At 45.0% G+C, this 20,635-nt stretch carries 16 protein-coding genes and 1 pseudogene; 5 read left to right on the top strand and 12 right to left on the bottom strand.

Annotation, left to right across the window (positions count from 1 at the left end; translation table 11 throughout):
- Positions 1 to 143: 143 nt before the first annotated feature.
- The 4 genes from ACQ5BJ_RS01565 to ACQ5BJ_RS01550 all read right to left on the bottom strand — a co-directional run bounded on the left by ACQ5BJ_RS01565 (position 144) and on the right by ACQ5BJ_RS01550 (position 4,651).
- A complete protein-coding gene (locus ACQ5BJ_RS01565) occupies positions 144 to 1,277 on the bottom strand; it encodes an ATP-binding protein (protein WP_430108027.1) in 1,134 nt (377 codons plus the stop codon).
- Positions 1,270 to 1,968 (bottom strand): response regulator transcription factor, encoded by a 699-nt coding sequence (locus ACQ5BJ_RS01560; RefSeq protein ID WP_005549254.1) that lies wholly within the window; start codon positions 1,966 to 1,968, stop codon positions 1,270 to 1,272. The genes ACQ5BJ_RS01565 and ACQ5BJ_RS01560 overlap by 8 nt, the downstream gene beginning before the upstream one ends.
- A gap of 320 nt (positions 1,969 to 2,288) precedes the next feature.
- The gene (locus ACQ5BJ_RS01555) at positions 2,289 to 3,122 is read right to left on the bottom strand and encodes an ABC transporter substrate-binding protein (protein ID WP_430108025.1); all 834 of its coding nucleotides are present in this window, start codon (positions 3,120 to 3,122) and stop codon (positions 2,289 to 2,291) included.
- A gap of 275 nt (positions 3,123 to 3,397) precedes the next feature.
- Positions 3,398 to 4,651, bottom strand: coding sequence for a PD40 domain-containing protein (locus ACQ5BJ_RS01550; RefSeq protein ID WP_005549258.1), 1,254 nt, complete (start codon positions 4,649 to 4,651; stop codon positions 3,398 to 3,400).
- A 182-nt stretch (positions 4,652 to 4,833) separates the two neighbouring features.
- Between ACQ5BJ_RS01550 and ACQ5BJ_RS01545 the strand changes: the two genes are divergently transcribed.
- Complete coding sequence (locus tag ACQ5BJ_RS01545) at positions 4,834 to 9,483, top strand: hypothetical protein (RefSeq protein ID WP_430108023.1); 4,650 nt, start codon at positions 4,834 to 4,836, stop codon at positions 9,481 to 9,483.
- Between the two features lie 447 nt (positions 9,484 to 9,930).
- Here the strand turns inward: ACQ5BJ_RS01545 and bshB2 are convergent, their stop codons facing one another.
- From bshB2 to ACQ5BJ_RS01515, 6 genes and pseudogenes are all read right to left on the bottom strand, one after another.
- Positions 9,931 to 10,587: a bacillithiol biosynthesis deacetylase BshB2 gene (gene bshB2 / locus ACQ5BJ_RS01540; RefSeq protein ID WP_005549263.1), complete on the bottom strand. Its 657-nt coding sequence runs from the start codon at positions 10,585 to 10,587 to the stop codon at positions 9,931 to 9,933.
- 71 nt (positions 10,588 to 10,658) lie between these two features.
- Positions 10,659 to 11,003, bottom strand: a complete 345-nt coding sequence (locus ACQ5BJ_RS01535) for a YojF family protein (RefSeq protein ID WP_005549264.1) — start codon at positions 11,001 to 11,003, stop codon at positions 10,659 to 10,661.
- Positions 11,004 to 11,371: 368 nt separating this feature from the next.
- On the bottom strand, positions 11,372 to 12,031 hold the full coding sequence (locus ACQ5BJ_RS01530; RefSeq protein ID WP_430108020.1) for a histidine phosphatase family protein: 660 nt from the start codon (positions 12,029 to 12,031) through the stop codon (positions 11,372 to 11,374).
- 617 nt (positions 12,032 to 12,648) lie between these two features.
- Positions 12,649 to 12,738 (bottom strand): annotated as a pseudogene (locus tag ACQ5BJ_RS01525) (O-methyltransferase); the annotation flags it as partial.
- Between the two features lie 22 nt (positions 12,739 to 12,760).
- The gene (locus tag ACQ5BJ_RS01520; protein ID WP_430108018.1) at positions 12,761 to 13,765 is read right to left on the bottom strand and encodes a Gfo/Idh/MocA family protein; all 1,005 of its coding nucleotides are present in this window, start codon (positions 13,763 to 13,765) and stop codon (positions 12,761 to 12,763) included.
- 417 nt (positions 13,766 to 14,182) lie between these two features.
- Positions 14,183 to 15,052, bottom strand: coding sequence for an SDR family oxidoreductase (locus ACQ5BJ_RS01515; protein ID WP_430108015.1), 870 nt, complete (start codon positions 15,050 to 15,052; stop codon positions 14,183 to 14,185).
- Positions 15,053 to 15,173: 121 nt separating this feature from the next.
- Between ACQ5BJ_RS01515 and ACQ5BJ_RS01510 the strand changes: the two genes are divergently transcribed.
- Positions 15,174 to 16,130, top strand: a complete 957-nt coding sequence (locus tag ACQ5BJ_RS01510; protein ID WP_430108012.1) for a helix-turn-helix transcriptional regulator — start codon at positions 15,174 to 15,176, stop codon at positions 16,128 to 16,130.
- A gap of 31 nt (positions 16,131 to 16,161) precedes the next feature.
- On the opposite strand, the gene ACQ5BJ_RS01505 is transcribed toward ACQ5BJ_RS01510, so the two are convergent.
- Complete coding sequence (locus ACQ5BJ_RS01505; protein WP_268619764.1) at positions 16,162 to 17,211, bottom strand: phosphotransferase enzyme family protein; 1,050 nt, start codon at positions 17,209 to 17,211, stop codon at positions 16,162 to 16,164.
- A gap of 285 nt (positions 17,212 to 17,496) precedes the next feature.
- On the opposite strand from ACQ5BJ_RS01505, the gene ACQ5BJ_RS01500 reads away from it, so the two are divergent.
- Together ACQ5BJ_RS01500 and ACQ5BJ_RS01495 are read left to right on the top strand one after the other, a co-directional pair.
- Positions 17,497 to 17,742, top strand: a complete 246-nt coding sequence (locus ACQ5BJ_RS01500) for an ArsR/SmtB family transcription factor (protein WP_430108009.1) — start codon at positions 17,497 to 17,499, stop codon at positions 17,740 to 17,742.
- Between the two features lie 191 nt (positions 17,743 to 17,933).
- Positions 17,934 to 18,218, top strand: coding sequence for a PDZ domain-containing protein (locus ACQ5BJ_RS01495; protein WP_005549282.1), 285 nt, complete (start codon positions 17,934 to 17,936; stop codon positions 18,216 to 18,218).
- A 142-nt stretch (positions 18,219 to 18,360) separates the two neighbouring features.
- Here ACQ5BJ_RS01495 and ACQ5BJ_RS01490 read toward each other — a convergent pair whose 3' ends face one another.
- Complete coding sequence (locus tag ACQ5BJ_RS01490; protein ID WP_430108007.1) at positions 18,361 to 18,957, bottom strand: TetR/AcrR family transcriptional regulator; 597 nt, start codon at positions 18,955 to 18,957, stop codon at positions 18,361 to 18,363.
- Positions 18,958 to 19,193: 236 nt separating this feature from the next.
- Between ACQ5BJ_RS01490 and ACQ5BJ_RS01485 the strand changes: the two genes are divergently transcribed.
- The gene (locus ACQ5BJ_RS01485; protein WP_430108005.1) at positions 19,194 to 20,450 is read left to right on the top strand and encodes an MFS transporter; all 1,257 of its coding nucleotides are present in this window, start codon (positions 19,194 to 19,196) and stop codon (positions 20,448 to 20,450) included.
- Positions 20,451 to 20,635: the final 185 nt, after the last annotated feature.

Raw genomic sequence — 20,635 nt, 5'->3', positions numbered from 1 at the left:
CATCCTATTTCATAGCTGCACTCTTCATCATTCGACATAAAAAAACCACTTCATTTCTAAGGTCTTCTCTTGTCCTGTAATCAGGATAAGGAACACGAATAAAAAAGAAGTGGTGGTAAAAATAAAGTTTTTCTTAAATTGGATTATTTAGAAGCAACTTCATTGGAGCCTGCTTCATGAGAGGGAGCTATATACATGGGCAGGCACACCTTGAACTCTGTACAAATCACGTCACTTTGCGCTGTTATGGATCCATGATGCTGCTCAACAATGTTCTTTGCAATAAATAAGCCCAGTCCCGTGCTCCCTTCACGCTGCGTTCGGGATTCGTCACCGATATAAAACATGTCGAAAATGTGAGGGAGCTTCTCAGGCGGGATATATGCGCCGTAGTTCACAACTTGAATGACTACCTCACCTGCTTCTGAGCGTGCATGGATATCGATATACTTACCGTCACTGCCATAGCGAGTTGCGTTCATCAGCAAATTTTCAAATACGCGGGCCAGCATATCTCCATCACCAAGCACAGTCAAGTGAGGATCTATACTCATTCTGGAAATAAGCTGCTGATTTTCATAGACCGGATACATCTCCTCATTCAATTGCATCAGGAGCTCGCCAACGTCAATTTGATTTTTGCTTATCGACTGCTTCCCGTAATTCGTTCGGGTCAATTCGAACAGCTCCTCAAGCAGCTTCTCCAGCTTCTTCGACTTGGCAAATGCAATTTCAGTGAAGTGCCTGCGCTGTTCATCTGACAGTGCCTCTTCGCGAAGAATGAAGTCCAAATATCCAATCACAGACGTAAGCGGGGTGCGCAGATCATGCGCCAAATTCAATATCAATTGATCCTTGCTTCTTTCGGCAAAGTCTCCTCTTTCTAAAGCCCCTCGCAGCTTTAAGCTGGCTTGATTCAAATCGCGGGCGATTTCTTCAAATTCATCGTTGGAAGTTATTTGGACTTCTCTCGTAAAATCCCCGTCAGCCAAATAGCGAATGCCTGTTGAAATTTCTCGAAAGTAAGCACTATATCGTCTCGTGAACAAAAAGAATAGCGTTATGGTAAGGGGGATGTAAATAATTAAGAAAAAATAGATGTCCCCCACATCGCGCATAAAATATCGGACGACTGTGAACGGATCCTCCAATCTCGTAGTATGATAATAGAGCTGCATTGCTTTAAAAAGCGAATATGTAATGATTCCAGATAACAGCATGCTGCATGCCAGCAGCAAGATCATTTTGAAGCGAAAGCTTCTCAGCAGCTTACCCATTGAACGAATAGCCCACCCCCCATACCGTTTTGATCAGCTTGTTGTTGGCCTTGTCTTCCTTTAGCTTCTTGCGCAAGGTACGAATATGAACCATAACGGTATTGCTGCCTTCATAGTAGGCTTCTCCCCATACCTGTTGAAAAATAAGCTCTGAGCTGTATACCTTTTTGGGAGAACTCGCTAACAAGTATAAAATATCAAACTCTTTTGGCGTCAGCTCGATTTCTTCCCCATACAGACTGACGGTACGCTGTTCAGCATGTATAACAAGACCACCTGCCTGCAGCACGTTTTTGCCTGTTCCTGTCGTCGGCTGATTTAGCTGGATGGAACGGCGCAGCTGTGCATTGACGCGCGCTACCAATTCCATTGGATTGAACGGCTTTGTCATATAATCATCAGCTCCTCTTACCAAGCCGGTAATTTTATCGAGGTCTGAATCTTTTGCGCTAAGGAAAATAATCGGAATGGTATGCTGCTCTCGAATTTGACGAGTTACTTCATATCCATCGAGCTTTGGCATCATAATGTCCAAGATCGCCAAATCAATTGGATGCTTGCGAACGGCTTGAACGGCTGCTTGACCATCTAATACTTGTATATAGTTATATCCTTCCTTCTGAATGTGCAGGGCAATGAGATCGGCAATTTCCGGTTCATCCTCTGCGATTAAGATCGTAATTGGCTTCATTGCTTCAACTCCCAGTTCTATCTTGCTTTATATATTGTACCAGAGCATCAGTCCCATGTCCGTTATCTAAATTGAATAATGCAGCAAGGAATCGTAGGGCATTTTCATGAACTCAAAGCTACTACTTATTCATCTGATGATACTGATGTCTATGTGAGCAGCGTAAGTACATCATCAATTTTTTTCTTGTTGGAAATGACCCCATAATTCATCCATGTCAAAAAATCCACTTCATGCACACAATGATTTTGCACGGCAGGCAGCCCTTTCCACAGTGTACTGTCAAGCAGCTTTTCTGCTTCTTTATTCTCTTCCGAGAATCATGTACCATTAGACGGGAACACAATGATATGATCTGCATTCAAATCCGGAAGCTTCTCTTCCAACAAGATCGCGTGGAATTCCTTCATATCCCTCGCCAGTGGATGTGGAGTCAGCCCCATTTCCTTATATATGCTGCCGATATAGCGGTTTTCGATCCCAAATAGAGCCAGCGTTTTATCGCCTACATTCAAACGAATTACGGCAACTGTCTCGTTTCCAACCGCTTTTTGTAGCTTGTCCTTCGTCTCTGTTATCTTTTGGTTGTACTGTGCAAGCACACTGTCCCCTTTTTCCTTCATATTAAGCAAATCAGCAACTTTTTTTAAGATTTCTAGGGGATTTTGCAATATCCCTTCCTGGAGCCGATAAGTAGGAGCGATCCTGGAGTATTGCGCGTATTTCGCAGCATCCACACCACCATCAACGATGATGAGATCGGGGCTGGCTGCCAGCAATGCCTCCATGCTGCCGGTAATATCAAATGCCGGTACATCCAGTCCTAGATAATCCTGCTTCCCCCAGCTAGGATGGTACCATTGCATGACTGGTCTCACGCCTAAGGCAGTCATATAATCTTGCAAATACACTCCCATCACACGCTTCGGATTTGCAGGAATCGATACTTTCCCGAACTCGTCCTTCACTACACGGGTATCTGTGTCCTTCGTTTCCGCTTCGCTCTTGGCAGTGGAATGATCCGTTGCCTCAGCCGCTGTGGAAGACTCCTTTTTCGTCTGTGGAGCCCCTGTTGAGCCGCAAGCGGATAAGCCCAATACTGCCGCTACCAATACAATCAGCCAAGCTGATTTCTTCCATGTTCCCCCGATCATGAATCCTTCACCTCTATGAAATAAATAATAAGTATTGTGAATCGAGTCCGCTTATAATAACGATTCTCATTATCACTTATACGTTATCATTCTACGATTCAACTTTTCTTCTGGCAATGCACATTCCCTATCTCTTTTTGAGACATTCATGTACCATTCAATCGATATAAAAAAGCCTTCATTCTTCTTGAATGTCGGCTTATTGAAACAAAACAATCTATTCTTAGATCCAAAATGTTGCATGTATAATGCTGCGCAGCACTTTTCCAATCTTATCAATTTGTACTGGTGTTGTAAGGTTGAAACACTTCACTCCAGTTCCAACGTTCATAATAATTGGTACCGAGCGTTAAATCCGGAATCCATACATGCATGTGCTTGCCATCGGGTGAAGACAGCAGGACTTCTGCTGTAGATCGGTCCGTTCGGATCCATGAAAGCTTGCGGCCATCTTCCACGAATAACGGATAATAGTCCCCAAACCCAGTGGGAGGAGCAGTGAGCTTCGCTTGCACTCCGGTATCGAGATCGATGAACACGAGTTCTGGCAGCGGCCTCTTATCGGGATTGCTCGTCCATTGAGCTTCGGTTGCTCTTGAGGCAATTATCGTATGATTATCCCGCCATGTGAAATCAGTATCTACCCTCCCATCAGGTGTATAAGAACGCTGATTAAGAGGGAATGGCTCCTTGACTACGGTAAGCTTCTTGTTGCTTGTCGCTTCTCTTCCCACTCCTGCTATGTAAGCCAGCTTATCGCTTTTCGGAGCCCAATTGAACCAATTGGTATTGTGAAGCATATTACCGATTTTAATGAAGGTTTTCCCATCTGCAGACAGCAAGCACAGTGTATTGTCGTCAGCGGATAGCGACGCAGTCGGTATCGCGATGAAAGCGATCCATTTCCCATCGGGCGACCATTTGAATGTACTGGTTAATACGGCGAAGAAATCATCGGTTTGATTTGAAATCCGGTACAGCAGTTCTTTATTGGGCGCACTTGATCCCGCTTCAAGCCTTATGTTGTATAAATAGATATCCTCCCACTTCCCATTAGGCAGCAGCTTGGAGAGTGTAGATACTAACAATCCGTTTCCGCTTGGATTCCATGCATAGTTGCCGATTTGATCTGCAATCGTTGTAATAATTGGGGTAGCGGGTGTATCCACATTAGCTATCCGAAGCGTATTATTTGTCTGAAAGGCAAGGATGCTGTACTTGGGCGACCACTGCACATTTTCTCCTTCTCCTATCCGTCTAAGAGATTTTGTAACGGTGTGATATGCCCACACCTCCTGTTGTTCCTTCCCCTTCGTGAAAGCGACCCATTTCCCGTCAAAGGACCATTTCGGATTCCGTATATACTCCCCGGTTGTAATCCGCTTCTCTTGTGTTCCGCTCGTAATCCACAGGTCATTGTCACGAATAAATGCAGCTGTATAAGGCTGTATTTTTGTCCATCCGCTTGAGGGTGCAGCCCATACGAACAGCATCAACAATACAAATAAAGCATGTATATACGATTTCATGACTCACTTCCTTCCTCATTTCCCTTAGTGTGCCACTGAAACCATTCTTCATCACGAAAAAATCAATTTTCCTAAGGCCTCATGTCTATTGCTATTGCATGCCATTTCTTATGCCGAAGTGTATGCGCGAAAGGTTATAACCTGCAAATCCTTTCATACACTCTATAAGAGATACCATGAAAATGGAGGGCAGAACAATGCCGCTTATCCCCCGATTTTCCACGATAGATACAGCGGCTATATCAATTGCAGGTCAATTTGTGAATGGCTCCTCGGAGTGCTTGACCGATCGTGTTGGATTACTGGATCTGATCACAGCATGTGACATCTTGCATGCAGAGCTCACATGGTACGGGACATTTGAACAGCAATTGGAAAAAGAGCATGTGTATTGGGCGCAAGAAGCAAAAGTCATTTTGCATGCTCCTTCGGGTGAGTATGAATTGTCAGCACAAGACTGCTCGACCTGCGTTGCGAAAGGACAAGCAACTCAATTGATATGTACCGCAGACGTTACAATTCGAATAAAAGAATGGACAGCTGGTGCTTATTCCTTACATATTCCTTCATGGGTCCACTGCAAAGAAATGATTCAATGCGGATGGGTATTGCACGTCATCATGAAACATTTCTCCCTGCCCTTGCAATACATTCAATTGGCCGCTGGTCACGAACATATTCATCAACAGAAATCTTATCCCCATATTTTTTTGGGGTTCAATCTTCCATACAGTGATGTCCATATAAAGCTGTGGTTTTGCGCGAGCAATGTACAGTCCCTAGTCGGAAAGGCAGGGTCTTATTACTCTGCATGTTCACAGATGTGCGAGGCAGATCCTTTTCCGGGATCTGCTGGGTTCCGGCAATATGAATTATCCCTCGATCGTACTGACTCTACTTACATTCAAGATCAACTGATATGTGCGTTATCTGCCCGAGATGATTCAGCTCATTCAGAACTTTATACGATAGCTGTACAGCTCGATTGCTCAGGAGCGATAATACAGGCAAGCTTGAAGGACATAGAGGGATACAAGGGCAGTGAGGAGCTTCAACCTAGCGATACCGTGTTCTATTCCCTCCAACTGTGCAATATTGGAGACAGGGCAGCTGAACGGATATATGTGACGCTCTATTTGTCGGAAGGGGCAACGCTGCTTGAGCCATATATTTGTGTCCAAGACAGTTGTCACAATTCCATGTCGGTTAACTGCAAGAGCGGAATGCTCATCATACCTTCTTTGGCGCAGGATGCAACGGTCACGATTACTTTTGCCGCTGCTGTTCAAAAAAGTAAGCTTTCACAAGATCAGGTGGTATGCATTGCTTCCGTCACATATGATCCTGCATCTCCATCTAATATGTATCGCACTCGCGTACAGTCCAATCAAGTAGAGGTCACTTTTCCCTCGACTGAATGCGATGTGATCGTAACGCAGCAATGTTCGATGTCGAGAGCATATTGGCAGGATCGAATTTCATTTACAACAACGATTACGCCGAACAGCAACAGAAGACTTGCTAACTTATCCTTTCGAGTTATCGCAGACAATGAATGCTGCTATGTTCCCGGCACATTAACAGTCAACGGGATGCCGATCTCACCAGAGGATCCCTTAGTTGGCTTTTGCATAGAAGATATCCATGATCTTACTCCCCGGGTCATCCAATATGAATTGAACTTGCATCATGTTCCGTCTTCTGGCCGCCTTGAAACAAAAGCTGATTTGACCTATAGTGTCTATCGTTCGAGCAAATATAGAGGGCCCCAAATTACCATTGATAGTAATCCTGTGATCGTTGAAATACATGGCACACAGATCGTAGGCAATCAGGCGATCATTCCGTACAGATATCAAATTGCTCCAAATCGACCATCTATCACGACATCACAACCAAGCAATATGATCCTGGCCCACAATCATGATGATCTCAACATTTACATAACGAAAATGGTAGATCACAGATATGCTGATGTAGGCGATCATCTGATATATACGATTCGTATTGCGAATGAAGGCCGTGTGACCGTAACGAATACAGAGCTGCGCGATAGGGTTGATAACGGAATTAGCATTTTACCAGGCTCAGTTAAGGTGAATGGTATCCCTTGTAAATATTGCAACCTTGCGCGCGGCTATCCATTAGGCCGATTATTGATAGGCACGGTGATTATGGTTACCTTCACCGCATTGATTACCACAAGGCCGATCTCCGGATATATCAGCAATCAAGCTAAGATTACCTACAACTATACGCAGCACGATTCTTGCCGGATACATACGGGAACCACTTACAGCAACAAAACCAAGACGTATGTTCGCTATCATCGCGTCAGTTTGTACAAATATGCGAATACCCGCCTTGCCATGCCAGGAGAGATCATTCGTTTATATCATCGCCTTGACAATCAAGGGAATGTGACACTAGAACATGCATGGTTTGCTGACCCGCTGCCTTCTCAGCTGCGTTGGATACCATCAAGTGTCCGTATTGACGGCGCTCCTGCGCCGTATGCTGATCCGATCTGCGGATTTCGTCTGCATCGGATCATGCCCGGCGGCAAGACATATGTAAGCCTGTTGGCCGAAGTGATGGATATTGCTGTAAACCAGCTTATCTGCCATACCTCCTGGGTAAGCTACTCCACTATGTTCCATAACGGGGGTCATATCAAATATGATACGAAGCTATCGAATACGGCATGCATTATGGTACAAGCCACGCTTTTAGACATGTACATGAGTGTGGATCGAGAATGCGTACAACTGGGAGAACAACAGTCATTTACATTTATTTTGCGAAATACGGCGCTTGTTCCATTAAGGGATATTCACTTTATCCACTTGCTACCAGATGTCCTTACCTTCTTATCAGGCAGTCTTCGCATTGACGGAAAGGCATATGTATGCAGAAATGCACTCGAACTCCATCTCGGCACGCTTCACCCTGGCTGCAGCCGTGTCATTTCATATCGCTGCCTAGTCAGAGAAGCTCCTGTAACAGGATGGTTAGCGAACGTGGCAGATGCTGAATATTGCTATCCTTCGCATGATCAGCCTTCTCTAATGAAACGTCGAACCTGCAGCAATACCGTTCATACTTATATCTACCATGGACGCATAATCGTCCATGCAGCCTCGTCACACCGATACATTACGCTCGGTAAAGAGCACGTCATTGAGGCGGCCGTGTCGAATGCAGGTACGGCAACTGCTGATGAGGTGTGGTTCTCGACCGCAATACCCGATGAACTTCGAATCGTTAGCGGATCTGTACATGTAAATGGAGAGCATTGGCCTGAAGTATGTCCCATACGGGGATTTTATATCGGTTCTATTTTTCCTCGAACAACGGTATTGATATCTTTCCGGATACATGTGAATGGTATCCCGAGAACGAAAAGCTTCATCATTCAATCAGAAGTAGACTATCAGTATCGGATTCCCAAATTTTGCGGATGCAAGCAAGGGATTTCAAAGGCTAATCCTGTCCTCATTCAAGCCATTCCTTTCCTGTCCAATTCTTGTATTCCGCTTCTCAAGAACAGAATTCAACCAGCTAAGTTAATCATGCGACTGAGTGGTAAACATAAAGATGTCAAATGTGGCGAGCCTAACCAATACACGCTCATAATCTGCAATATCGGACATTCTTCAGCCGAACAGGTCAGTCTCATGCTCCCGCTTCCTGCCGAAGCCAGACTTATCCGTGCATGTCGATTCGAACAAAATGACATGCGCCATCTTGCTCCAACATCTGCACATCAGATCAAAATTGGACGTATCCATTCTGGCGAAAGTGTAACTGTACGGTTTGAGATTGAAGTGTACACGCCACCAGTGTCGAATTGCTTCATCTATACAGCGACGGCACTCTATCGGATCGACAGCTATTCGCAAGCAGTCCGAGCTAAAATCCATAAAGCATTCAGCAACAGCGTAATGACATTGATCCATTATAGTAAACTTGAGGTGCATACGACGGTTGATAAGACAGTAGCAGCAATTGGCGATGTCCTGCGTTTCCGAACGATCATTCACAATTGCGGCACGATGGACGCGTTGTCCCTTTGTGTGCAGGATCTTATGGCCTCTCAGAAGCGGTTCTTGTCCGAATCCATGCCTATCCCAACCTCCGTCAATGATGAATGTGTTCCTTCGCATCTCAGCGAATTATGCTTGGAATGCTTGAAGCCTGGAGAAGCAGTTATTTTATATCACGAAGCAAAAATGGTAGACCCGCCTCTCTCAGCACTGTTAAGGAATCAAATTAAGGTGCTGTATTTCTGTCACACAAAGCTTCATGAAGTGAATTCGCTGCATAACGCTTACGGCAATGTAGTGTATGTTCATCTCCACAACCATGCTTTGCAAATCTCATCGCAGTTTGCAGCGTCTTCTCATCAGAATAAGAGAAATGCTCTCCTGACCTTAACAATTATGAATGTGGGCGGAGGTACAGCTTATAATCTTGCACTGAATCTGCCTGCCCAAGCAAAGCTGTATAATATGTCATCCTGTAGCACGATGTTTGCAGCTTCGGGGACTGTTCGTTTACTTTCCAATCAGCTCTTGCTTCCCGTCCTTCATATGGGTCAAACTGCTTCGGTCGAGCTATCCATTCACGTTCCTGAGCATCTCACTTCATTGACGCTACATCACGATATCTTGAAGCATCTTGCTGTATCCTATCATTATCAGTATGACATAAACCAGATGGGCTATTGGGAGCAGACGAAGATTATGCCCCAACCTGAACAAAGTGAGGTTCGCCTAGCTATCCAAGCATTGCACGAGATATTCAAGTATCCGCCACAACGAATACAATGATGACAAAGGTGAATGTTGTCAGACTGAGCAATGTGAAGAGTGTTGACAAAAGTTATGCCAATGTAGGCGATACCTAAATCAACGGAGTTGTACAGCCAACATTAAATCCAGATGTCGGATTTACGCTGGGAAGCTTGCTAGCAAATCACGTAGTTGCCGTCGTATTCAGCGCTAATATTAATTGACTGCCAATCTACAGATTGTGAACAAGTCACAGGTTCGAATTCAGCTAAGCAGAAAGAGAGCGATTCTTAAGGAATCACTCTTCTTTACTTTGTAATTGAGTTAGAGTCAAAAATAATCATTTTCGCAGGAATTCACATCTGAATCATTCGTATGCAAAAAACACTCGATTCACAAGCGATAATCACTTGATGAATCGAGTGTCTGCACATTGTATTTTTCCGATATCAGTAACTTTACTTTCTAATGGATCTTTGGAGCTCTCTAATCATCGAATCGATACTGCCAAAATACTTCCTTGCTGTATTTCGCCCGAAAAGCCGGGTCATCCAATGTTCCATTGTTCAATAAAAACCGTACCTGAGATTGATGGGCATGAATCGCATGAATCTTTTGCTCGACATAGTTACTGACGTCATTCACTACATCCGGCTGACCTAGAGCATCCTTGCGATTGGATGAGAACGCGACGCACCGAACGACCGGCCGACCGCTTACAGGAAGCTTCTTCACGGCCTGCACAACAGCAGCGCCGGTCGCATCATGATCCGGGTGAACACTATGCCCCGGGTAGAACGTATATACGATTTCCGGCTGCAGCTCTAGCAGTAATTCAGCAATTCTCTGCGACAGCTTATCCTGCTCCTCGAACTCAATCGTTTTATCATGATACCCCCACATGCGGACATCTTCGATTCCGATCCGCTTGCACGCCTCCAGCAATTCCTGTTTACGGATGAGCGGCAATGTCACCCGATTGGCAAAGAGAGGGTTGCCCATGTTCCGTCCCATCTCTCCCAATGTCAAGCATGCATAAGTAACGATCTTGCCTTGATGAATATGTCTCGCCAATGTACCTGCCATAATCCCTTCATCATCGGGATGAGGCAGCACGACGACAATGCGATGTTGTGATTCCATTTGATGTCCCCTCTTCAGTTGTCTCTATTAATTGAATCATTCGCAATCAGCAGTGAGAAGGCTCGCCTTGCTTAGAATGGCTGCTCACTAAGCATGAAGCTGACAAGCAATCGTCCCTCCGAATCATGGCCCGCCATAATCAGTCGGCGCTCATCGCTTTCTTCCCAATGTGTTAGACCTTCCGCATAAATCCACCCATGCTCTGTTTTTAGACCGATTCGATAGGGGCCTGTTCCTGCTAACGTGCCATGTGAATAGCGGACGGGGGCGTTTTTAAAAAATACGGATGCCGTCATTTTTGATTTATCCCGATGTGCAGCATAAGCACCCGTTGTCATCTCAAGATGCGCATATAAGAACTTATCCTGTAAGCTTTGCAGCTGATGTTGAACGCGATCTGGTTGTATAAGTTGCATGATTCGTTCCTCCATGGATCAAATAACCACTGACTTTATGATATGAATTTCATTTCTCATTATATCATATAAAGTTCTAGCATTACGTACCGAGCATTCGTTCCAGCAGGTCGTTATGGACTTTGCGAGAGGAAGGGGAGAGTTGTGTCTGCGAAGAACTCGGCGCGCCAACATACCCTGATTGTCGGCAGCTCCCTTGCGGGAAACAGCTGTCGTTGCTCTTAGCACGAACGCGTCGGCGTTCGCCTCCTCCCCCCGTGTGGGACTTGCACCCTAAAGATGAATTTGCTCAGTTGAGCGTACAAGAAAAAAAATCGGAAGCCCCCACCTTGGGGACTACCGATTTTTTTGATCTCTTTCATTCCGGATCAGGAACGATTATCGACAGACCATCTGATCCAATCTTCCAATTTGATCAGAGCAACAAACTCGAACCCATTCCCCTGGCCTTTCGGTTTTAACACAACCGTACCTACGTTCGGAATTTCACCCTTGATCGATTCATGGAATGGATAACTGTGACCGACAATTACCTTATTTGTGCCATGCCGAGGTTGGGTTTCAAGCATTTGAATGATGTTTGCTTTTATTTTCTTCTGCTTATCATCTAATTGGCCATCTTCTAAATAATAAATGTAAGCTAAATTCTCATTGACCACCATATTCTGTTTTCCGAAAGCAATTTCGGCAGTTTCTCTGGTACGACAGTAAGGACTTGTCAAAACGGGATAGTCAACGGGAATCTTTTGTTTCTCGAAAATGGTGCCCAACGCTTTTGCATGTTTTTTTCCAATTTCGTTCAAGTTTTTTTGGGTTGAGCAGTCATTGAAAGACAGATTAGGTTTATCTTGTCCCGTCGTCTCGCCATGCCGTATATAAAGGATGTAGCCCCCTTCTTGAAGCTTTCGAAGCAACGAATCTTCTACTCGTTCTTCATTCAGACTAAGTGCACCAGTATGACTGACGGACACCAGAAAGAAAAAGATGAGCATTTGGAGTAAAACGGAGAATGTTATTTTTTTAAACATGCTGTGCTAATCCTTTCTTAGGCTCAAAACAGAACATTAGTACTTGTGTAATTCATGGCATTATGAAGCCAAATGATCACGGTTAAAAAGGATTGAATCGAAGAATAGCTAGAAATAAAGTTATAGGACTGTAATCACTGATTATGGGGTAGAGTCATTAAAAATGAATTTATATTTATAGAACTAAATGGCGAACTACGGCAAACAGGGACAGGATTCCTTATATTTCCGCAAAAACGAACATTAGAGGGTTTCTCCACACCGGAAGTTGTCTATTTAAATGCTCAGCCCAGTTCTATCCAAGCTGGTCCCGAGGATCATAAAATGTATGTGATTGATGCAATATAAGGGGCTACACATTGTTTACATGTATTCTTTTAATAGTTTGACAATCTATAAAATGGACTTCGTCTTTCATATGACGAAGAGCCATTCCATTGAGGCATTGTCCCAACAATTCCCCCTAAGAGACATGGATTGCTTGAAGCCTGCCTTAGCAATGACAGCCTCATTCTAGAGTGTATAATGCAAAACGACCCATAAGAGGGTCGTTTTTTTTCTAAGTGTTCTTCTTATGGATCACAGTTCATGAGGGCAGGGCTTTTCTTCATTTTTACTCAAGGTTCGACCACTAACGCCATAACAAATCCGTCATAGCCTTTGCTTCCAACGGTTTGCATCGCTGTCGCACATAAGCGGGGCTCAGCGCAATCAGTTCAAAGAAGCTGTTCATTCTGCTGCCTTCCGAATGTCCGCAAGCTGTGCTGACGAAGGATGTCGTAACGCCTCCAAAACAGCCTGAGCTTCATACCCATCTCGGAAATCGAAATAATCGGCCCGCTCTCCGTGAATGGCACGAATGACCTGCGCCGCCATCGGAACTTCCTCCATATCTTCTACGGCGACATTCGCCAGTGGCTGTCCAATTGCTCCAACATGAAGCCGATTCCAATTTTCGAGAGAAATCGTACCTTCACTGCCATAAATAACGAGAGAAACTCGTTCCTCTCCTGCCATGCCCGATAAGCCATCCACATAAATCGGAATTTCACTGTTCAGCAGCATTTTTGCTCGTATCCCCGTTTCGCAGCGTTCTTCATCTGCTGGCAGCTCCAGTTCGCTCTGAACATGCGTAATCGTGCCAAACAGCTTCTGAATAACATGAATCCAGTGAACGCCTACCTCTAGAACGAACCCCCCCTGCGCCCGGGTCGAGATCCAACTGTTATGCTGCCAGCTGCGCGGCCATGTTGGAAAATGCAGGATAAGTTCCATGCTGCGGATCGTTCCAATGGCCTGTTCCTTGATCATCTGCTCCATTCGTTTCACAGACGGCTCATGCGGCATCGAGAAATGAATAGCATGAACAACGTTCGCTTCTTCTGCCAGTTTGAGCAATTCAGCTGCTTCTTGTAAATTGTTAGCAAGCGGCTTCTCACAGAAGACATGGATTTTCTTGCGCAATGCCGTGCATACGATATCATAATGATAGGCAGGAGGAACAGATACGTATAGAAGATTGATGTCCATTTCCTCTAGCATCTTGCTATAATCAGCATAGTACTTCACATGCGGGTAATCTTGCTGATACTGCTCTCGCGATTCAGAATTCGCCTCGCATATCGCTACCAATTCCACCTGTTCTGCCAACGCTGGACTGGAAATGGTTCGAATCATGTACCTGCCCATATTTCCTAGGCCGACAATCGCTAGTTTGATTTTGTCCTTCGTCATTGTTCGCTCTCCATTCCATTCCTAGATTGTGTGTAAGAATAACTGGAGAATCTCCTTCCATGTCTGCTCATTCACGGCATTACTCATGATCTCATTCCCTTCTGCGACATGATATTCTTGTTGATAGAATGTGCGAATAACCTTCTCTCCATCACGATGTCTACCTGACTTACTATGCGCTATATGTACCAATACCGTCAATCCAAATGAAATCGATATGATAGATTAAGATACCCGTTCCATTCCCTGATAGGACTTGTCTCATTGTCATTGAAAAACAAGGTTAGGTTGCAAGGGACATCCTAGTTCGTTCGGGATGCCCTTCATTTGCAGCCTTGGCAGAAAGTTACAGGTTGTCCTAGCTAAGATACATGGATAACGGAAGTATTATTTGATATCCCTTATTTGCATAACACTTTACAGTCCAAGTTTTGTGGCATAGTTGCCCCAGTGTGGTCTATTCCCATCCTCGTCAACGAAGTCATACCAATCAGAAAGTCCCCAGGAGCTGAGAGTCTGTCCCGTTTTCTCCATTTTCTTCGGATCAGCCGCAAGCGCAGCAATCGCCCTTCCGACATATATGGGTGTTTCCGACATGATGAAATGTGGATCCTGCTTCACCGCATCCTTCCAATTCTCCTTTTTAACGCCGAAAAGGTCGAGCATCGCCTCTGAACGCAAAAATCCGGGAGTAACCGCAACAGCAGTAACCCCATGCGGACGCAATTCTTCCGCCATAGCTGCTGCCAAATGAATCGCCGACACTTTTGCTAAACTATAATACAAGTTTCCACGATAACGATAGTCAACGCCATCCGTAATCTCGATAATAAGCCCTTGCTTCCGTTCTACCATCAGCGGTGCGCCATAATAGCTCGTTATCATGTGGGAATGAACCGCCCGTTCCTGCATGAGCAATCCATCTTCAAGTGAATGCTCCCAGAATGACTTGCCCCAATCCGTCAATGGATCACCGCCCCATACATCATTCACCAGAATATCAAGGCGACCATTTTGTTCGTTCCGCACTTTTTCGAACAGGGCTTTCACTTCATCTTCCTTCGTATGATCCACCTGTACCGGTATCCCGATTCCTCCATATGCCGCTACGATTTCTGCCGTATCCTCGATCGTTTCCGTTCGCTGCATATCGGATTGCACCGCTCGTGTGCTTCTCCCTGTGCAGTATACAGTCGCTCCCGCTTCCCCCAGCATTGCCGCGATCCCGCGCCCTGCCCCTCTCGTAGCTCCCGCTACAACCGCAATTTGATTCTGCAATGGTTTCATGCAGTTACCTCCTCATTAGATTTGACTTTTTCTTTAGTGTAAAGGAAGATATATGACAACCACTGTCATATTAAAATAGATCAGATAAACATTACCTGATATAAGAGAAAGGAGCTGTCACATGCGAGCCGATCGATTAATGTCTATTATGCTCATGCTGCAAAGCTATGGCAAAATGACAACACGAGACCTAGCCCAGCAACTGGAGGTATCTGAAAGAACCATTATGCGTGATATGGAGTCCCTAAGTATAGCCGGTATCCCGGTTTATGCGGAGCGTGGTTCCAACGGAGGATGGTCGTTGTCAGAAGGATATCGAACGCAATTAACGGGAATGAAGCCGCAAGAATTGATGTCATTGCTCTTAATGAAGTCCTCGTCATTAGTGGACGATCTCGGTCTTCGACAAGAACTCGACAATGCTTATCACAAATTGCTTGCCGCTAGTCCGATTGGAATGAGGAGAGACGCCGACATCGCCAGAGAACGCATACACATTGACGGCGCGGGATGGCGCCAAACGGAAGATACTGCTCAATACTTATCAATTGTGCAGGAGGCCGTATGGATACAGCATAAGCTGCGCATCACTTATGAACGGCATGACAGTATTGTGGTTCGAGACATCATGCCGCTCGGATTAGTTGCCAAACGAGGAGTATGGTATGTCGCAGCTCAAGTAGAAGCCGGATACCGCAGCTATCGCATCTCACGGATACGCGATGCAGAAATGTTGAATCAAGCTTTTGCTCGTCCTGACGGGTTCGACCTGGCTCTCTATTGGGAGGAATCCACGAAGCAATTTACATCTACCCTGCCTCGCTATCCTGTACGAATTCGTGTAAGAGATGATTTACTTCAGCGACTCAAGCATGAACGATACACGAAATTACTGCAAATCGAGCCTGCTCATCAAGGCTGGTATTATGCTGATGTGGAGTTCCATACGCTTGATTCAGCTGCCGAGATCATCCTTGGATTTGGTGCTGCTATGGTAGCTCTTGAACCCGCAGAACTGCGAGGCAAAGTCATAAGCGAAATACGAAATATGCTGTCGACATACGAGGGAGAACAATAGAGTAATCTATTGTGATCTCCCTCGCCTCCTGCTAGCTTTCTAAGCATGCCAATATATCGTCACGAGTCAGCTCGTAATGCATCCAGCGCAGCCGCTCGTTGACTTCTTGCCATAGTCCCTCTTCTGCTTTGCGAAGCGTTGTGTCCACTTTATCCATACGGAATGGCCGAATGATGTTATACAGCATTTTAACAGCAGACCGTTCCACATCTGTTAACGAGTATTGCTGGCTGTAGCCGTTATAAAAATGCTTAAAGCGCTGCTCCATATATGCGCATTTTTCCCGATCCAGCCATTCTTCCCGGTAACATTCAAAGCAAAGAAAAATACCCTCCTGCATCATATACGTCACGAATTTATCATTACCAGCTAAATTATAATCAATAATCCCTGCAAATCTCTTCTCTTCATTCACTAAAATATTATTTGTCGAGAAATCTCCTTGTACGCCGCCTGCAGGCAAAGATGGAAATATAGCCTCTAATTGCTTGCGTTTGTGATTGTATATCTGCCATATTTCTTCTACCAATCGAACATCTGCTTGCGAATGCCTCAGTTGCTCATACCACGACAGCGCATCACTATAATTTTCCTCATCTGGATCTAGCAGAACATACGGGCTGCCCCATGCATATTCGATCCCCTCACGCTTCGCAGCAGTATGCATACTACCTATGCAGGCTCCCACTTGATGTAGAAATTCGGGATCCAAATCCTCCAAGTCGATCTCCAAATCATCTAATGTCTTAGCAGGCATGAATTCTTCTGCCCAGTAATGGAACTGTTTATTGTCGATTGTTATGACAGACCCGTAAGCGCCATTCCTCGAACAAAAAAATTGTGGCGTAGCAATGCCATTTCGGCGGTACACGGAAGCTAACCGGGCCCATCCCGCGATTTTGCTGCTATCCGTATACGAATTGTTATAGCACTTTAAAACGATGTTTTCTCCACTCGTCGCCTTAACGATCGCGACATATCGGTGTTCGTCCTCCCAGCTATTATCAATTAATCGATAGGATTCAACTGTATCTTCCATATACTCCTGCAACATGTTCTCCACATGCATTTTTGTAATCATCGTCTGGTCACCCTTGTGAGCAAGATTTTTCAATCATTTTCTAACAACACGGAATCCTCTTAATCTGCCTATCTATCTTGAAAATATCTAATTGTTAAACAAGCCTTTTACAGGTACAGCCACATATAAGTGATATATTACCAAATTAAATGCAAATGTTGTTAACAATTCTGCTGACAAGGACTTTTTCGTTGAATATTATATAACCATATGGTTATATGTGGGGTGAGTATTACGGATATTTATCGTGTTCTAAGTGACCCGACACGGAGGACGATTCTTCATATGCTTGCGCAAGGTGATCGAACGCAGTCGGATTTTGTTCAGTTTTTCCACATCTCTCAACCCGCCGTTAAAAAGCACTTGCAAATTTTATTAGAAGAAGGAGTGATCAGCGAGCAGAAGCAAGGGAAATACCGAATTTACCGTTTGGAGCAAGCCTTGCTGCAATCTGAATATCAATCCCTCTTGTTTTTAAGATATGGGGTACATATTAGGAGATCGCTTAACTCGACTCAAAACATTATTTGAAGGTGAGGATAAACCAATGAACAGCTTACAATCCGTGAAGAGAGATATGCTTATCGAAGCACCCATTGAGAAGGTATGGAGCGCATTAACAGAAGCAGGGCAATTAACTCGCTCTAGAACTCTACTTTTCCTTCAAAACTTGAAGTGCGTATATGAGACTGGTCAGGAACACGCGAAAAGATGTGGAGAACATGGATCGGCATTCAGCATATGACGTCCATCCGCAAGACGGGCAGCCGGCTGGCTCTAAAGTATTGACGGTTAAGGGCTCTTCCCCAGCCGCTGCTGCTGGACTCCAACCTGATGACATCATAGTGAACATCAACAACACGACCATTTCCAGCTACTCAGACTTGGAAGCAGCCATCCGTGAACTGGCGATTGATGAGCAATTTAGCCTAACCGTATGGCGTAACGGAGATATCATCAGCATTACTTGCAGCATTGGCAGCTATCCCGTTCCATATTGCGCATAGGCATCATTCTGATCGAATTGAAAAAGAGCAGATCGTTTATCTATCAAACGATCTGCTCTTCCCTTCTTATTGAATGATGCATGGAATATTTACTAATCAGCTTTGCTTTCATAGATTCTATCGATTTACGTGATCGTTGCGACTAACTTGGTTTCATTCGTAACCCTCCCAATACGACTTCCAAGCTATGCAACGCAACGGCCAGCTCCTTCTCTGTATCCGGAGTATTAGCTAACCAAAAGGCTGTGTTCACAAGTCCGCCGTTCAACATCCGTGCTAATGCATGACTATCCGTGACCGCAATGATTCCTTCGTCCATAAATTGCTGAAGCATAGATGCCATTGTCGTCAAGCATTGAGAATGAGATGGAAGAGTAAATCCATTGCCTAGGACGGAAGGCGCATCTCTAAGGACGATGCGCTGAATTTCAGGCTCAATTGCCATCTCGATATACGCTCGGCATCGGCCTACAAAGCCTTCCCATGTCGTTGCTGCCGCTTCCGAAATATCGTGAAGACGATTATCCATCTCTAGATCAATTTCTTCAACAACTGCCGCGAGTAAGCCTTTTTTATCGCCAAAATGATGGTACAGCGCACCTCGCGTCAATCCTACGGAAGCGGTTAACTCATCCATGGACGTATTTGCATATCCGATTGTTCCGAAAGCTTCTCTTGCCGCTTCGAGCAGTTTCCTCCTTGTCTCTTCGATCATTTCTTTTCTTGCTTTTCGAACCATGTCCCCTCCTGCACCGTTTGCTGCTTGCACGATGCTAGCTCAGTTTTATATTTCGTTCTATTCTACAACAAAATTTGAAATTAACAAGATTGATAAACTATAGAACCGGGTTATTTCATACCGTATTTTTCCTCATCTTTTTATTGACATACGCAACGTATGTGAATATTATATTTGCATACGCTTCGTATGTAAATGGGAATCACTCTATTTTTAGCAAGGAGGATCATTGTAATATGTTACGTGCTTATCGAGAATTATTCACCGCTCCTGGCTCGTTTATTTTTTCTTCCGCTGGATTTATTGCCAGAATGCCGATCTCTATGACTGGAATCGGCTTGGTTACCATGATTGCTCAGATGCGCGGGGAATACGGCCTCGCTGGGGCCATCGCCGCCACCTTTGCCTTGGCTTCGGCGCTGCTTGCCCCGCAAGTATCCCGATTGGTTGACCGGATGGGACAATCACGAGTTCTTCGCCCCGCAGCAGCGCTAAGCATAATCTCCATATTGGCTCTGCTGCTATGTGCCCGATTGGGCGCGCCCGATTGGACGCTCTTCCTGTTTGCGGTTATGGCTGGCTGCATACCCAGCATGCCCGCAATGGTGCGTGCACGTTGGACGGAACTGTATCGAGGATCGCCCAAACTACACACCGCTTATTCCTTTGAATCCGTCGTAGATGAAATTTGCTTTATTATCGGACCTGTCATTTCAGTTGGATTATGCGTGTCCGTTTTTCCGGAAGCCGGCCCTCTCGCTGCTTGCTTATTTATGGCATTTGGCATTGTTCTTTTTACGCTGCATAAGGGCAGCGAGCCGGCAGTACAGCCGCAGCACAACGCGAGTCAGGGGTCTGTGTTCCAAATCGGCGCACTGCGTTTGCTGGCTCTTACGCTTGCTGCAATCGGCACGATATTTGGAACCGTAGATGTTGTAAGTGTTGCCTTTGCCGAGCAGCAGGGGCACACAATTGCAGCCAGCTACGTTCTGTCTGTCTACGCTATCGGATCATGCTTGGCAGGTCTCATCTTCGGCACACTCAAAATCAGCATGCCGCTAAATCGTCAGTTTGCAATTGCAGTTAGTTTTTCGATGGTAACCTTGCTTCCTCTGTTTATCGTGAACAATCTGACTACACTGGCTATTACCGTCTTCTTCTCAGGTATGTCCGTCGCACCTACGATGATTATTACGATGGGACTGGTGGAAAAAATCGTTCCTGGACATCAGTTGACCGAAGGCATGACATGGGCAACTACAGGACTAGGTATTGGGGTTGCACTTGGCTCTGCGATTGCTGGCTGGGTGGTGGATCATTTTGGTGTACATATGGGTTTCATGGTGGCAATTGCAGCTGGTGTGCTTGCACTTGGAATTATGGCAGGTGGATATAAAGCCCTGTGCTCAGCATACAACCTTGCAGCCGTTAGATATGACAGGGATTCAGGATATCCAATAGATTTGCAGAGCAACAGAACAACTGATTGCTGACGTTCCTCTCCCTTATTGACAAATGGATCTATAATCAAATTAGCAATTATTTCTCATATTTCCAGAAATTAATGACCTTATATTACCGTATGCTACCTCTTTTATTATCATTAATTCAATTAGCAGCAATAAAGACACCATTGCTTCATCACAATCGCTTCGTTTATTCAGCAATAAAAGGAGGA

This window comes from Paenibacillus sp. B1-35, from assembly GCF_050474385.1.
Lineage (GTDB): Bacteria > Bacillota > Bacilli > Paenibacillales > Paenibacillaceae > Paenibacillus_B > Paenibacillus_B alvei.
Note: the sequence above shows the minus strand (reverse complement) of the source record. Positions and strands in the feature narration are given on the sequence as shown.

What these genes read in the sequence shown, in the direction of transcription:
- ACQ5BJ_RS01485 (WP_430108005.1), top strand. Translation starts at nt 19,194, where the DNA reads ATGTTACGTGCTTATCGAGAATTATTCACCGCTCCTGGCTCGTTTATT.
- ACQ5BJ_RS01535 (WP_005549264.1), bottom strand. Translation starts at nt 11,003, where the DNA reads ATGCAACTTATACAACCAGATCGCGTTCAACATCAGCTGCAAAGCTTA.
- ACQ5BJ_RS01495 (WP_005549282.1), top strand. Translation starts at nt 17,934, where the DNA reads ATGGATCGGCATTCAGCATATGACGTCCATCCGCAAGACGGGCAGCCG.
- ACQ5BJ_RS01505 (WP_268619764.1), bottom strand. Translation starts at nt 17,211, where the DNA reads ATGATTACAAAAATGCATGTGGAGAACATGTTGCAGGAGTATATGGAA.
- ACQ5BJ_RS01565 (WP_430108027.1), bottom strand. Translation starts at nt 1,277, where the DNA reads ATGGGTAAGCTGCTGAGAAGCTTTCGCTTCAAAATGATCTTGCTGCTG.
- ACQ5BJ_RS01510 (WP_430108012.1), top strand. Translation starts at nt 15,174, where the DNA reads ATGCGAGCCGATCGATTAATGTCTATTATGCTCATGCTGCAAAGCTAT.
- ACQ5BJ_RS01560 (WP_005549254.1), bottom strand. Translation starts at nt 1,968, where the DNA reads ATGAAGCCAATTACGATCTTAATCGCAGAGGATGAACCGGAAATTGCC.
- ACQ5BJ_RS01500 (WP_430108009.1), top strand. Translation starts at nt 17,497, where the DNA reads ATGCTTGCGCAAGGTGATCGAACGCAGTCGGATTTTGTTCAGTTTTTC.
- ACQ5BJ_RS01515 (WP_430108015.1), bottom strand. Translation starts at nt 15,052, where the DNA reads ATGAAACCATTGCAGAATCAAATTGCGGTTGTAGCGGGAGCTACGAGA.
- bshB2 (WP_005549263.1), bottom strand. Translation starts at nt 10,587, where the DNA reads ATGGAATCACAACATCGCATTGTCGTCGTGCTGCCTCATCCCGATGAT.
- ACQ5BJ_RS01555 (WP_430108025.1), bottom strand. Translation starts at nt 3,122, where the DNA reads ATGATCGGGGGAACATGGAAGAAATCAGCTTGGCTGATTGTATTGGTA.
- ACQ5BJ_RS01530 (WP_430108020.1), bottom strand. Translation starts at nt 12,031, where the DNA reads ATGTTTAAAAAAATAACATTCTCCGTTTTACTCCAAATGCTCATCTTT.
- ACQ5BJ_RS01520 (WP_430108018.1), bottom strand. Translation starts at nt 13,765, where the DNA reads ATGACGAAGGACAAAATCAAACTAGCGATTGTCGGCCTAGGAAATATG.
- ACQ5BJ_RS01550 (WP_005549258.1), bottom strand. Translation starts at nt 4,651, where the DNA reads ATGAAATCGTATATACATGCTTTATTTGTATTGTTGATGCTGTTCGTA.
- ACQ5BJ_RS01545 (WP_430108023.1), top strand. Translation starts at nt 4,834, where the DNA reads ATGGAGGGCAGAACAATGCCGCTTATCCCCCGATTTTCCACGATAGAT.
- ACQ5BJ_RS01490 (WP_430108007.1), bottom strand. Translation starts at nt 18,957, where the DNA reads ATGGTTCGAAAAGCAAGAAAAGAAATGATCGAAGAGACAAGGAGGAAA.